Annotated in this window: 10 protein-coding genes; 6 read left to right on the top strand and 4 right to left on the bottom strand. The window is 55.9% G+C overall.

The features are described from left to right. Positions 1-31: 31 nt before the first annotated feature. Positions 32-931 (bottom strand): hypothetical protein, encoded by a 900-nt coding sequence (locus LOC70_RS18935; protein ID WP_230255549.1) that lies wholly within the window; start codon positions 929-931, stop codon positions 32-34. Next, positions 928-2,046: a thiamine phosphate synthase gene (locus LOC70_RS18930; RefSeq protein WP_230255548.1), complete on the bottom strand. Its 1,119-nt coding sequence runs from the start codon at positions 2,044-2,046 to the stop codon at positions 928-930. The genes LOC70_RS18935 and LOC70_RS18930 overlap by 4 nt, the downstream gene beginning before the upstream one ends. 69 nt (positions 2,047-2,115) lie before the next feature. Here LOC70_RS18930 and LOC70_RS18925 point away from each other — a divergent pair, with 69 nt between their 5' ends. Continuing rightward, a complete protein-coding gene (locus LOC70_RS18925; RefSeq protein ID WP_230255547.1) occupies positions 2,116-2,865 on the top strand; it encodes an SGNH/GDSL hydrolase family protein in 750 nt (249 codons plus the stop codon). Positions 2,866-2,928: 63 nt separating this feature from the next. Here LOC70_RS18925 and LOC70_RS18920 read toward each other — a convergent pair whose 3' ends face one another. Together LOC70_RS18920 and LOC70_RS18915 are read right to left on the bottom strand one after the other, a co-directional pair. Further along, the gene (locus LOC70_RS18920; protein WP_230256196.1) at positions 2,929-3,804 is read right to left on the bottom strand and encodes an ABC transporter permease; all 876 of its coding nucleotides are present in this window, start codon (positions 3,802-3,804) and stop codon (positions 2,929-2,931) included. Between the two features lie 73 nt (positions 3,805-3,877). Further along, positions 3,878-4,840 carry an ABC transporter permease gene (locus LOC70_RS18915; protein ID WP_230255546.1) on the bottom strand — a complete coding sequence of 321 codons (963 nt, stop codon included), beginning with the start codon at positions 4,838-4,840 and terminating at the stop codon, positions 3,878-3,880. A 740-nt stretch (positions 4,841-5,580) separates the two neighbouring features. Between LOC70_RS18915 and dnaG the strand changes: the two genes are divergently transcribed. From dnaG to LOC70_RS18890, 5 genes are all read left to right on the top strand, one after another. Beyond that, positions 5,581-7,677: a DNA primase gene (dnaG, locus tag LOC70_RS18910; RefSeq protein ID WP_230255545.1), complete on the top strand. Its 2,097-nt coding sequence runs from the start codon at positions 5,581-5,583 to the stop codon at positions 7,675-7,677. Between the two features lie 207 nt (positions 7,678-7,884). Continuing rightward, entirely contained in the window at positions 7,885-9,600 is a 1,716-nt protein-coding gene (locus LOC70_RS18905) for a sigma-70 family RNA polymerase sigma factor (RefSeq protein ID WP_230255544.1), read from the top strand. A 430-nt stretch (positions 9,601-10,030) separates the two neighbouring features. After that, positions 10,031-12,421, top strand: a complete 2,391-nt coding sequence (gene ccoN, locus LOC70_RS18900) for a cytochrome-c oxidase, cbb3-type subunit I (protein ID WP_230255543.1) — start codon at positions 10,031-10,033, stop codon at positions 12,419-12,421. 52 nt (positions 12,422-12,473) lie between these two features. Then, positions 12,474-12,650, top strand: a complete 177-nt coding sequence (locus LOC70_RS18895) for a hypothetical protein (RefSeq protein WP_230255542.1) — start codon at positions 12,474-12,476, stop codon at positions 12,648-12,650. Beyond that, complete coding sequence (locus tag LOC70_RS18890) at positions 12,647-13,264, top strand: cbb3-type cytochrome c oxidase N-terminal domain-containing protein (protein WP_230255541.1); 618 nt, start codon at positions 12,647-12,649, stop codon at positions 13,262-13,264. Before LOC70_RS18895 ends, LOC70_RS18890 begins: the two co-directional genes overlap by 4 nt. Positions 13,265-13,268: the final 4 nt, after the last annotated feature.

The raw sequence follows: 13,268 nt of genomic DNA, 5'->3' as shown, positions 1-13,268 counted from the left end.
TTGCATCACGACTTTCATTCGGCAAGCCCTTTCATTTTGCCGACGTGATCTTCACCAGCGGAGCCGGCTCACCTTCGCTGCTCACCCAAACACTCGAATCCGAGCACACCGCGAGAGCCTCCACTTGCCGCAAGGAACGAAGCTCAATCGCGGATGGCATTTGTGACATTTGACCGACCAAGTCCATCCCGTCTTTGCTGGGGAAGCGGAACGCTTGCCAATAGGTGCAGACCCAAACGTCACCCGTACTTGAATCACGGTCCGCTGCGGTCGCCATGGCGATCGGCACGCGCGCCAACAACTCAGCTTCTACTTTGCTGCTCGGCGGCCCAGCATCCAAATCAATCGGCACTCGGTAAAGACCAACCCAAGGGATCGACCGCTTGCAGAGCAACATCAGGCTGCGAGAAGACGGGTCATACCAAATTGCTTCGCAATCGTGAGCCCCATCCGGATAAGTCACTCGGATCGAATGCAATTGCTGCCTCGACACGGTCCCCGAGTTGCGAGGGTCCATCTCATCCATCCACCAAAGCTGGACATCGTCGCGTCGCCCCAAATTGTCACCACAATCTGCCACCACCAACTTCGATGGGACAGTATCGTCGTCCGTATCCTGGTGCACGATCGCCAAGTCTTCCCAATCGATGGCATCCACACCCTCTAGCTCCCAGACACCGGTACGCTGCCCGGTCCTATGGTCAAAAGCGAATAGCCTCGCTCTGTCTCCGGAATCATTGTGCGACCAAACACAACTTGGGTCCTTCTTTGAGAACACGAGCCCACTGCTTTCCGTCAATTCGGAATCTTGCAGATGCACCACGACAGCAGTGTCTTCCTCGGCCTTTGAAAGTAGAGACCAAGTCACCCACAAGCAAAGAAAGATCACGACGGGGCGTATCAATCGTTTAACTGGAGCAATCTGTTTCATGGCTCGCGCACACCCTTCTCACCGACATCGATTGTCAACGGATTGGCTTCCAATGCCGCTCGCATTTTCGATGCCGCGTCGGGCAGTTGCTCTCCTGATGCCAATGCTCCCGTGACGGCAACTCGCGCGATTCCGGTGGCTGCCACCTCGCGAATGTTCGACGCGGAGATCCCGCCGATCGCGAACGCGGGCAGATTGATCTCGCCTGACCGTGTTGCCTGATGAACCTGACTCAGAAACTCGCATCCGGGGAAATGGTCGAAGTTTTTTGTTCGCCCGGGAAAGGTCGGTCCGCACCCGATGTAGTCCGCCGTCGTTTGCGACGCTTCACGCACCTGTTCCATGTCATGGGTCGACAATCCGATCAAGCGGTCCGGCCCAACTACTTGCCGAGCAGCATCGACTGGTAACTCCTCCTGTCCAACATGAACCCCATCGGCGCGAGCGGCCATTGCAATGTCAGCACGGTCGTTGATGATCCAAAGCAGCCCCAGCTCTTCGGTAAGCTTTGTCCCCACTTCGGCACGTTCGAAGAGTGTCCGGTCGTCGACGCTGCGATCGCGAAGCTGCAGCACATCCACTCCGACGCTCGCCAATTCGCGAATTCGACTTTCGAATCGTTCAACACTCTGCTCGCAATCGATCAACGCGTACAAACGCGAGGCCCGAATTCGGATCGCACGGTGTCTCTGATTCGCAATCCGCAATTCGAGACTTTGAAACGTCGCGTAACACCGGTAGCGAAGCGTTTCTATCTTGTTTGCGAATGCCGCATCGATGGTCTTGCCATATTCTTCCAAACATCGCAGAGCCTGCTGAGTGCGCACGGCTGCCGCGGAAACCACCGAATGTAGATTGACTCGAGTCTGTTCGCTGGCCGTTTGCAATTCCGTTCCCACGTCACCCGGCGTGTCGCGTGCCGAGATCAACTGCAACCGGTCCCAGCATTTCATCGCCTCGGACAGGTCATGGCGGTGTGTTTTCAGTGCATCCGAGAGCGATGGATCGTCTAAGATGAACCGCGCCGATTCCTCCAATGTCCTCAGCCCTTCACCCGCGCGATTGAAATTCGCGTCTAAGATTCGCAGGACGGTGCGAGACTCATTGTTCGTCATGTTTCACTGATTCCAAAGTCGTCGGCATCCTTCCCACCAAATTCCCTCCCAATCTGATCGAGCCCCACCATGCCATTTCGCCGGCACCCCAGCATCATCGCTTTCTTCGCCGCTTCGCTTTCCATCATTTTCGCGTCGCTGCCAACATTGGGAATGACAGATCAACCGACCGGAAAGTCCGCCCAACGTCAACCACGCAAGAACGATCCATTCGCGGCCCCCAAGGTCGATCCAAACCTGCCCAACGTCTTGTTGATTGGTGACTCGATCTCCATTGGCTACATGCTAGACGCCCGCAAGGCGATGGAAGGAAAAGCCAACGTGTTTCGCCCGGCAACCAACTGCGGCCCCACCACTCGCGGATTGGAACAACTGGATTCGTGGTTGGGAGACCGCCAATGGGACGTCATCCACTTCAACTTTGGCCTGCATGATTTGAAGTTCATGGGCCCCAACGGCCAGAATTTGGCCGACCCTGAATCGCCAACCAGCAAACGCCAAGTCCCTTTGCCCGAATACAAAGAGAACCTTCGCAAAATCGCGTCCCGGCTGAAAGAAACCGGTGCGACGCTCATCTGGAGAGAAACAACGCCAGTCCCCGAAGGCGCCAAAGGTCGACTCCCCGAAGATGGCCCACGCTATAACCAAGCAGCGGCAGAGGTCATGGCATCACTCGGCGACATCCAAACCGACCCGTTCTACGACTTTGCCCTTCAGCACGCCAAGACGCAACGTAAAGCTAACGTGCACTACACCGCAGAAGGCTCCAAACTCCTCGGCGAACACGTTGCGGCAGTTGTGACTCAAGCACTTCGGTAATGAGCTGCGACGCTGACTGAGATCAGCCGAGGTCGGGCAAGCGGCTAGCAATCTGGCGAGCCGCTAAGAACTGGCACTACGGTAGCTGCCGAGAGCTCGGCGGAAGACCCAGCGGCTGAAGAGAACGCTCATCAGGGTTGCGACCAATGCCCATCCGACCAACATCCATTCCTCGCTGGTTCGCGGATCAATCGGTTTAGCAAGCAAACGAGCGGGCACGTTCACGACCACCAACACAGGCACGATGAACGTGAAGAAGCCGTACAGTGGTGTCCCCCAGCCTCGGTTGTAGATCTCCATCGGGTAACGGCTGAAGTTGGTGATGTAAAACCAAAAATTGTAGAGCGTTTGGTTGCGTCCCAACCAAATGCTGGTGGCCGACAGACAAATCATCAAGCTGTACATGATCGCGATTCCGCACATGCAAAACAGCACGTAAAGAATGGACGATGCCAGTGTTGGAATGTGAGGGTCCACCTCGCGAGTTGCCAAACGAGTCAGGGCCACGCCGGCGATCACCATTCCCGCCAAGAAGTTCGCCAGCGAAGACCAGCTCACACGCCGAAATGAGATCAAGAACTGCGTATCGATCGGCTTCAGCAAGGCAAAGTCCAAACCGCCGGTTCGAATCAACTCGCTGAACTCTTCCGCATTGGGCATGAAGAAAGCCTGGACGATTGAATTGATGAACCAAGTCGTCGCCAGAAAAAGAAAAAAACGTTCGCGGTCCCAACCCGTGTCCTCACCGATCGACCCCGTGAACTGAAAAATGATCAGGTAAAACCCGACATTCATCAGCGTCCATCCCAAGCTGCTCAAGCATTCGATCACGAAGTTCGCACGGAACGTCATGTCTCGGACCAAACTGTTTCGTGCAAACGTGCCGAAGACGCGAACGTATCGCATCCATTCGGCACCCTGGTACTCAGCACCCTGCATCGTCGCCCCGTCGCCGCCATCACACGGTGAACTTGCCGTACGACCTGGTTCCATTGGTTTCACCTCCACTGGTTCAGCCTCCGTAGCCACTGTAGCGAGCCACCCCGCGAGAATATGACCAGCGACAAATCACGATGAAGAACACCAACCAAGCCGCCTCAATCGCCATTTCCATCGGCAGGTCCTCGTCAGGAATCTTGCCCAGAAAGACTGCCGCCGGGAAATAGGCGAGGTACTTCAGCGGCAGCAAATTCACCACCCATTCGATTCCGTCAGGCAGCAACGAAATCGGAAACATGTGCCCCGACAAGAAGAAGCTGAACAGCATGTAAAGGAACAACAGCGAAGACACTTCCAAGAACCAGAACCCAATCATCCCGATGGCGGCTTCCAAGAAAAAACCAATCAGGAATCCCATCACCAGGGATCCAAGGAATGCGATGAAAAGATGGGGCGGGGGAAATCCGGCGACAAAGTAATCTCGACACAGAAAGAACACCAACCCGAAGGGCGCGATCGCGATCGCATAGTAGGCGACTTTATGAGCGACACGATTGATCAGCAAGAAACTGATCAAGTCGATGGGTTGAATGAGGTAACGCTTGATCTCGCCTTCGCGAATTTGCTGAGCGATTCCGGACGCCAAACCTGGCATACTCGAAAACGCTCGAGCCAACATGGTTAACAAGTAGTACGCGACCATGTCACGAAAACCAAAGCCACCAATCTGTACCGCGTCCGCTCGGTTTTCGTTTGCCGCTTGTGGCAATGCTGACGAATCCGCAGTCAAACTCCCGGTGGACTCGGCCGCTTCGCTGGCGGCGATAGAATCGTAGATCGCCCACCACAGGAAAATCTGGGTCACGATCGGCAGGAACCTCATCAGGGTCCCCAGAGCGAAATCGCCGCGGTAGACCAGTCGCTCTGAAAGAGCCGTGCTGAAGATCTTTCGCCAGACACGGACACGACCGCCCCAGGTTTGCTCGACCGCGTGATGCATGTCGGAGGGGTCGACGGAAGGTGTTGCGGTGGCCATGAAAGATGAACCGAAATGCTCCGGTCGAAAGAGGTGTCTAGCGAAGAGGAACGAACTCAGCGAGCGACTGAAAACGATCAACAACAAACCAATGCGGTGTCATCGGATTGCTCCGCCGCGCGTGCATCAAGATCGTTTGGTGCTGAAGCGAATTCAACATGGTGCCAAGATTGAATACTGGGCCAATTTTGAATACCGGGCCAAGGTAGCGGAGAGCCTCCCATCTTCCGATGCCCCTTTTTGCGGCAATCAAATCCCCAACATTCAGAGGCTTTCCGCACTTTTTCCGGCCATCCATTTTCAAACAGGATTGCTATTGACGTGACCGTGAAACCGCAGCAAACTTCTCACATGCTTGTAACGGAGCGGGCAGCCTGCCACTCGGGAAATCCACCCAACGCGGCTGACACACTACGCTACAGGGATGTAAACCGGATCGAAATTTGCCTCGGTTTGCTCCGCTTTGCTCGAGTTCAGTGCGACTTCTCGCCATGCACCCAGGCAAATCGATGAGCCGACCGGTCGCTCAGGAAGAGTGACGATCACTTCGCAGTCGCGGAGCCGGGTTGACCGATCCACTGACCGCATCCGATTTGGATCGGCAGCCGTTGACAAGCCAGCAAGGAAAATCTTGCTCGACTTGCCCGCCGCATGTCGTTTCTGAAAAGGATGTCCCCCGCGTTCGTGCTGGTGAATGGTTGCAAGACCGTCCATACAGCGTTTTTGACAGGAGCGTTCGTTTGTCCCCTTCGACGGACTTCGACGTCAAAGAGCGAGTTCGAGCTGCGACCGACATCGTGGATGTCATCGGGCACGATCTGGAATTGCGTCCGCAGGGCCGTCACTTCGTTGCCCGCTGCCCATTCCACAACGATACGCGTCCGTCGATGACGGTCAACCAAGAACGCCAATCTTGGAAATGCTGGGTTTGCGACATCGGGGGAGACATCTTCAGCTTTGTGATGCAGCGAGAAGGCGTTGATTTCCCGACCGCCCTCAGAAGCTTGGCCGAACGCGCTGGCATCGAGATTCCTGAATTCAACCGCGGCCCAAAAACACAACCGGGCAGCCCCGACGACAAAACCACGCTGATGAAGGCGATCGAACTGGTCGCCAAGGCGTACTTTGACGAGTTGGCGGAAGGCAAATCCGACGACGCGAAATTGGCTCGCGACTATTTGGCCAGCCGTGGCGTGGACGACGCCAACCGAGAACGATTCCGCATTGGATTTGCCCCCGACTCGTGGGACTTCGCGGTCAACTTGCTTCGCCGCAACCACTTTTCCGAAGCAGTCGCACAAGCCGCGGGAGTCGCGATCGGCCGTGAAGGCAAATCGGGTTGCTATGACCGCTACCGTGGCCGGCTAATGTTCCCCATCGACAACGCTCAAGGCCAACCGATCTCGTTGGGCGGACGAATCATTCCCGCCATCGCGGATCGCATCGCCGCCGCCAAAGGTGACGGATCCAAAGGCGGTGCCAAATACATCAATGGTCCAGAGACCCTTCTGTTTCGCAAATCCAACGAGCTGTACGGATTGCACCTGGCACGCGATGCCATGCGCCACGCCGACGAAGCGTTGGTGATGGAAGGCTACACCGACGTTGTTGCAACCCGGATGGCCGGAATCGAAAACAGCGTCGCTGTCCTGGGCACCGCCCTGACCGCCTCGCACGTCCGAGTCCTCAAACGATTCGTGAACCGCGTCGTGTTGGTGCTGGACGGCGATGAAGCTGGAAAACGTCGAGCCGAAGAAGTCCTGGAACTGTTCGTCACGGCGGACGCCGACTTGCGGATTCTGACGCTCCCGGATGGGCTGGACCCGGCGGACTTCCTGTCGGCCCACTCCGCTGGCGAGCTGTTGGACATGGCAAGGCAGGCTCCCGACGCGATGGACCACAAACTCAATCGCTTGACCGAGGGCGTCGACGTCACCCGCGACACGCACCGCGTCACAACCGCGATCAATTCCATGCTTGGCGTATTGGCCAAGACCCCACCCAAAAGCGACAAGGCGAGCCTGAAGATCGACCAGTTGCTGGTTCGCATGAGCCACACGTTCGAACTTCCCACCGAGCGTTTGCAACGTCACCTCGAAACACTGCGTCAGGAACAGGCCGAACGCGAACGCAAACAGGCTCGCTATCGTCAATCCAAACCCGCCTCGCCAGCATCACCTTCCGGCCGCCCCGCTGCACCCTCCTCACCGCAGGCACTCGCACCATCGGATGACTTCGATCCGTTCAGCCAGGCCGCGATGGAAGACGCATCCATGTTCGGCATCGACGATGGCTTCGCACCGGATGTGTCTGGATTTGATAGCCCGGCTCCGCACGTTGCCAGCCCAGGGCGGCAGGGAGCAGGCGGCAACGCACGCGACGAACAACCTCAAGGCAACGGGCTGAGCGGTGTGGAACGCGAGCTGTTCGAGATCCTGATCGAATCACCCGAAGTGGCCGCGATGGCGGTTGAGTCCATCGACGCGTCGTGGCTGCAATCCAACACTGCCAAGATGTTGTTGTCCGCCTACCAAGATCTGGATCTCGACGGACGCGACCTGGATGCCGCTTCCGTGCTTGTCCTGCTCGAAAACGATTTTTTGAAAAATCAAATCATCAATCTGCAGGAACGCATCGAGCGCCGCGCTGGCCACGTTTTGGAACCGCCACACGTACGATACACCGCGATCCTGACACGATTTCGTGAACGAGAATTTGACGCCGAGAAGTCACGTCAAATCCAAAAACTTCAATCCGCATCCTTGCCCGAAGACGAAGAGCTCGCGATGCTGGAACAACTTTTTGCCGCCGAACGCATTCGTCAAACGCCCCGTTAGGGAATCGACATAGGAGCCATTGCTGCCGAGCATTTTGCCACCGAGCAACCCGATGTGACGCGATCCAGGACGGATCGCATTTGAAACGAGTTCAAACACAACACCCACAGCCAAGCTGAACTGAATCACGTGATTCAGGTTCCCGCAAACATCAGTTTGGCTGACCGTTCCATGAAGGAACGCGACCCATAACAGGAGGTTTTTCCGATGCAATTGATGGACCAAGATCTTTCGCAACTCATCGCCCGCGGAACCAAGGACGGTTTCCTCACTTACGATGAAGTCAACGCATACCTGCCCGACGAAGACGTCAACCCAGAGAAGCTCAACTCCCTTCTCTTGGCTCTTGAGAACCGCGGCATCCAGCTGATCGAAGCCTCTGAAAAGAAGGCCCGCGATGCAGCCGCCCGCCGCCCATCACCCAACGTTCGCGGATTGCGTTCTCTCGAGATGGCAGCCGACACCATCGGCGTCGACGAAGAAACTCCTGAACAAGCCTTGGCGAACGAAGCCGCTTCGCAAAGCCTGTCGGCCGATCTTCCCAAAGCCAGCGAAGACCCCATTCGCATGTACCTCAGCCAAATGGCCGAGATTCCTTTGCTGTCACGCGAGGAAGAGATCGCCCTGGCGAAGAAAATCGAAATCACCCGCAAGCAATATCGTCGCGCGTTGTTAGAAACCGACTACGCCCTGCGAGCCACGGTCGACACACTGCACCGCGTGCACTCCGGCGAGCTGCCATTTGACCGCACGATCAAAGTCTCCTTGACCGAACAATTGACCAAGGAACAAATCTCGCAGCGCATGCCGCACAACTTGCGAACGCTGAATGACCTGATCGCGAAAAACAAAGCGGACTTCGACATCCTGGTTCGTCGCAGTGCTTCGCCTCGCTTGAAAGCCGAAGTCCGCAAGCAGTTCCTGCGTCGCCGTCGCAAGTGCTTGGAATTGGTCGAAGAATTGTCATTGCGAAGCCGCCGCGTGACGCCGTTGCTGCATCAACTGGAAAAGATCTCCGGCCGCATGACCTTCATCCGCGAACGATTGGCCGAACTGGGCAATGACGCGATGAGCCGCGACGAAGCAGCCGACCTTCGCCAAGAACTTCGCGAGTTGATGTTGGTCACTCAGGAAAGCCCAACCAGTTTGCGAAACCGCATGACCAAGGTTCGCCGTCACTTCGATCAGTACGAAGCCACCAAGCGAGAACTCAGTGCGGGCAACCTGCGTTTGGTCGTTTCGATCGCGAAAAAGTATCGCAACCGTGGCTTGTCGTTCTTGGATCTGATCCAAGAAGGCAACACAGGCTTGATGCGAGCCGTCGACAAGTACGAATATCGCCGCGGTTTTAAATTCAGCACCTACGCAACCTGGTGGATTCGTCAAGCGATCACGCGAGCCATCGCGGACCAAGCTCGCACGATCCGCATCCCCGTTCACATGATCGATGTGCTCAGCAAACTTCGCCAAGCACAAAAACGTTTGACGCAAACGCTTCGCCGAGAACCCACCTACGAAGACATCTCAGAAGCGACGGGCGTGCCGTTGGAAGAAGTCCGTCGCGTGATGGACATTGGTCGTCACCCTGTCAGCTTGGACCGTCCGGTCGGCGAAGGAGAAGACAGCAGCTTTGGTGAATTCGTGCAGGACAGCGAAACCGACAACCCCGTGCGGATCGCTGCCAGCGGAATGCTTCGCAACAAGATTGACGAACTGCTGAAAACGCTGACCTTCCGCGAACGTGAAATCATTCGTTTGCGATACGGTCTGGTTGATGGCTACAGCTACACGTTGGAGGAGTGCGGCCGCATCTTCAAAGTGACTCGGGAACGCGTTCGTCAGATCGAGGCCAAGGCGGTTGCGAAAATGCAAAGCCCTTCTCGCGCGGAACGCCTTTCGTCTTACCTGAAACCCGCCGCTTAACAAGCCGACCTCGCTCGCGAAAAGCAGGCGCGGTGAAATTTCAACGGCCTTTGGCGAATCGTCGATCAGTCGACAGATTTGCCGAAGGCTTTTTTGTTTGATTCAAATCTGAACATGGGCTTCCGCTCAAGTTTGGACAAACAATTTGTGTTACAAAACCCGCGGCGGCATGCCGCCGTTCACTCATCTCATCCAGTCATTCCATCGACACCACTGCGAAGTCAGAATCCGTGGCGTAATGTCGCTTTGAACGAATTCTACAGGTGCTGGTATGGGTTTTTGAGACGAGTGAGTTTTTAATGAAGGCAGGTGAGATGCCCTATTCACTGTGGCCTTCGAAGATCACCTGAACCTGCAGCGATCTGTTCGTTTACTGGATCGTCGCGTTCGTGTTTGAATGCTGTTCAACTACGGAAATTTGAGGAAAAAAATGGCGACTGCGACGTCGACCAACAGTCATGGCGACTCGGCCATGTCATCGGACTCCGGCACAGAAGAAGTCCGTCTGGAACAGTTTCAATATGACGACGGAATCGTGCGTCTGTTCGCCACAGCCACCATCTTTTGGGGCATTGTGGCAACGCTCGTCGGACTGATCGTCGCGGTGATTTTGGTCATCCCATGGGTCACCGGCGGACTGCCTTGGTTTTCCTTCGCTCGACTGCGTCCGTTGCACACCAATGCCGCCATCTTTGCCTTCGCCGGCAACGGCATTTTCGCGGCGGTGTACTACAGCACCCAACGTCTTTGCAAAGCTCGCATGTGGAGCGACGTCCTGAGTCGCCTCCACTTTTGGGGATGGCAACTCGTCATCGTGCTCGCGGCGGTCACGTTGCCTTTGGGCATCACGCAAAGCCGCGAATACGCCGAATTGGAATGGCCAATCGACATTCTGATCGCCGTGGTTTGGTTGTTCATCTTCGGCGGCAACTTCCTGATGACGCTGATCAAGCGTCGTGAACGACACATGTATGTCGCGCTGTGGTTTTACATCGCAACGATCGTCACGGTGGCTTTGCTACACGTGTTCAACAACCTGGTGATTCCTGCCGGATGGTTCAAGGGATACAGCGTTTACGCTGGCGTGCAGGACGCGTTCATGCAGTGGTGGTACGGCCACAACGCGGTGGCGTTTTTCTTGACCACGCCGTTCCTGGGACTGATGTATTACTTCCTTCCCAAAGCAGCCGAGCGTCCCGTTTTCAGCTACAAGCTCAGCATCATTCACTTTTGGTCCTTGGTGTTCATTTACATCTGGGCCGGTCCTCACCACCTTCACTACACCGCTCTGCCTGAATGGGCCAGCACGCTGGGGATGCTCTTCAGCCTGATGCTATGGATGCCCAGTTGGGGCGGAATGATCAATGGTCTTTTGACCCTGCGTGGTGCCTGGCACAAAGTCGCGGCCGACCCGGTTTTGAAGTTCTTTGTCGTGGGTGTGACCTTCTACGGGATGAGCACCTTCGAAGGACCGATGCTGTCGATCAAATCGATCAATGCTTTCACGCACTACACGGACTGGACCATCGCTCACGTGCACTCCGGAGCGTTGGGCTGGAACGGCTTCATGACGTTTGGGATGCTTTACTGGCTGCTGCCACGTTTGTTCCAAACCAAAATGTGGAGCGACAAATTGGTCAGTCTGCACTTTTGGACCGGAACGATCGGCATTTTGCTGTACATCATTCCGATCTATGCCGCCGGTCTGATGCAAGGTTGGATGTGGCGAGCCATGGATGACACGGGACACCTGATGTATCCCGATTTCATCGAGACCACCCAGAACATCGTTCCACTATGGTGGTTGCGAGTTGTCGGCGGCCTGCTTTATGTCAGCGGCATGCTGATGCTGGGCTGGAATGCGTTGCAAACCTGGATGACACGTCCTGCCGAGTATGAAAATCCGGTGCACACCGCTCCGCGATTGACCAAGCAGTACACCGATCACACACCAGCCGCCACCAGCCCCATCGAAGAGGCACCCGTCCTCGAGCTAGGCAAAAAGGTCAGCATTTGGAGTCAAATGGGTTGGCACCGGCGATGGGAACGATTGCCCGTTCGCTTCACCGTGTTCACCACCATTGCCGTGGTCGTTGCGACCCTGTTTGAGGTGATTCCAACCTTCTTGATCCGCTCCAACGTTCCAACGATTGCCACGGTCAAACCGTACACTCCGCTGGAACTTGCCGGGCGACACATTTTCGTGTCGGAAGGCTGTTACAACTGCCACTCGCAGATGATTCGCCCCATCGTTTCCGAAACCAAACGCTATGGCGAATACAGCAAACCGGGCGAGTTTGTTTACGACCGGCCTTTCCAATGGGGCAGCCGTCGTATCGGGCCTGACTTGGCTCGCGAAGGTGGCAAGCAAAGCAGTTTCTGGCACTGGACCCACTTTGAGAATCCAGAAAACGTTTCGCCCGGAAGCGTGATGCCCGCCTACGGCCACTTGCTGACCGAGGACATGAACTACGACGCGATTGCACCTCATGTGAAGGCCGCCGCGTTCCTTGGTGCCGAGTACACCGACGAAGAATTGAACAACACTGCCGAAGTGGCCTACAAACAAGCCGAGTACCTCGCTGCTGACATCGTCGCTCAGGGTGGTCCCGCCAAAGCCTACGAGAAGCAAGCCATCGCATTGATTGCTTACTTGCAACGGGTGGGCGTCGACTTGTTTGCCACGGAGGAACCCGCCGAAGACTCTGCAGAAGCCACCGAAGGCGAAGCGGAAGCGACGGAATCAGATGAAGAGGTCGCGACGGATTCTGACGTGCCTCAGTCGGACGCCTTGGCAATGAACGAGACATCGCACCCGTGATGCTCGTTAAGTTTGAGTAGATTCCTCGGTCACCTTACCAACGCAGAAAACCATGATTCGAGATCTTGTCAGTGCACTCGACTATTCGTCGTTCGCTGAATTGGCACTCGCCTTCTTCGTCGCCGCATTCGGCGCGATGGTTTACGGCACGCTTCGATTATCCAAAAACGCATCCGATCGGTTCGCTTCGATTCCACTGAGCGACGAAGTGGAGGACCCACGAAAATGAGTCAACTGACCGACTACGACAACGCACCGAAGACCGACCACGCCTACGACGGGATTGAAGAATTCGACAATCCACTGCCGGGTTGGTGGAAATGGCTGTTCATTGCAACCATCTTCTTCAGCCCGTTTTATTACCTTTACTACCACAGCGGTGCATCCGGCCGTTCAGTGGAGGATACCTATGGCATCGCCTTGGCTGAGAATACCCGACTTCAATTCGCCGAGATTGGCGACTTGAAACCGACTGAGCCAACGCTGGTCGCTTACATGCACAAACCCAACTGGGTTCGCGTTGGACAATCTGTCTTCAAAGCCAATTGCATCTCGTGCCACGGTCGTGAAGGCGAGGGCCAAGTCGGCCCGAACCTGACCGATGAGTACTTCAAGAACGTGAAGTCGATCGAAGACATCGCGAAAGTGGTCAACAACGGTGCCGGTGGTGGAGCGATGCCCAAATGGTCGGATCGATTGCACCCCAACGAAGTGGTCTTGGTTTCGGCATACGTGGCAAGCCTGCGTGGCCAAAACATCGAGAGCAGCCGCGGTCCAGAGGGAGGCAAAATCCCTCCGTGGCCCGAACCCATTGAAGAAGACGAAGAAACCCCCGAAGAATAAAGCC

Origin of the sequence: Rhodopirellula halodulae, from assembly GCF_020966775.1 — a bacterium.
In the GTDB taxonomy this organism is placed as follows: domain Bacteria; phylum Planctomycetota; class Planctomycetia; order Pirellulales; family Pirellulaceae; genus Rhodopirellula; species Rhodopirellula halodulae.
Note: the sequence above shows the minus strand (reverse complement) of the source record. Positions and strands in the feature narration are given on the sequence as shown.

Coding starts and splice junctions, on each gene's coding strand:
- LOC70_RS18895 (WP_230255542.1), top strand. CDS start 12,474: ATGATTCGAGATCTTGTCAGTGCACTCGACTATTCGTCGTTCGCTGAA.
- LOC70_RS18935 (WP_230255549.1), bottom strand. CDS start 931: ATGAAACAGATTGCTCCAGTTAAACGATTGATACGCCCCGTCGTGATC.
- LOC70_RS18930 (WP_230255548.1), bottom strand. CDS start 2,046: ATGACGAACAATGAGTCTCGCACCGTCCTGCGAATCTTAGACGCGAAT.
- LOC70_RS18890 (WP_230255541.1), top strand. CDS start 12,647: ATGAGTCAACTGACCGACTACGACAACGCACCGAAGACCGACCACGCC.
- ccoN (WP_230255543.1), top strand. CDS start 10,031: ATGGCGACTGCGACGTCGACCAACAGTCATGGCGACTCGGCCATGTCA.
- LOC70_RS18915 (WP_230255546.1), bottom strand. CDS start 4,840: ATGGCCACCGCAACACCTTCCGTCGACCCCTCCGACATGCATCACGCG.
- LOC70_RS18905 (WP_230255544.1), top strand. CDS start 7,885: ATGCAATTGATGGACCAAGATCTTTCGCAACTCATCGCCCGCGGAACC.
- LOC70_RS18925 (WP_230255547.1), top strand. CDS start 2,116: ATGCCATTTCGCCGGCACCCCAGCATCATCGCTTTCTTCGCCGCTTCG.
- LOC70_RS18920 (WP_230256196.1), bottom strand. CDS start 3,804: ATGCAGGGTGCTGAGTACCAGGGTGCCGAATGGATGCGATACGTTCGC.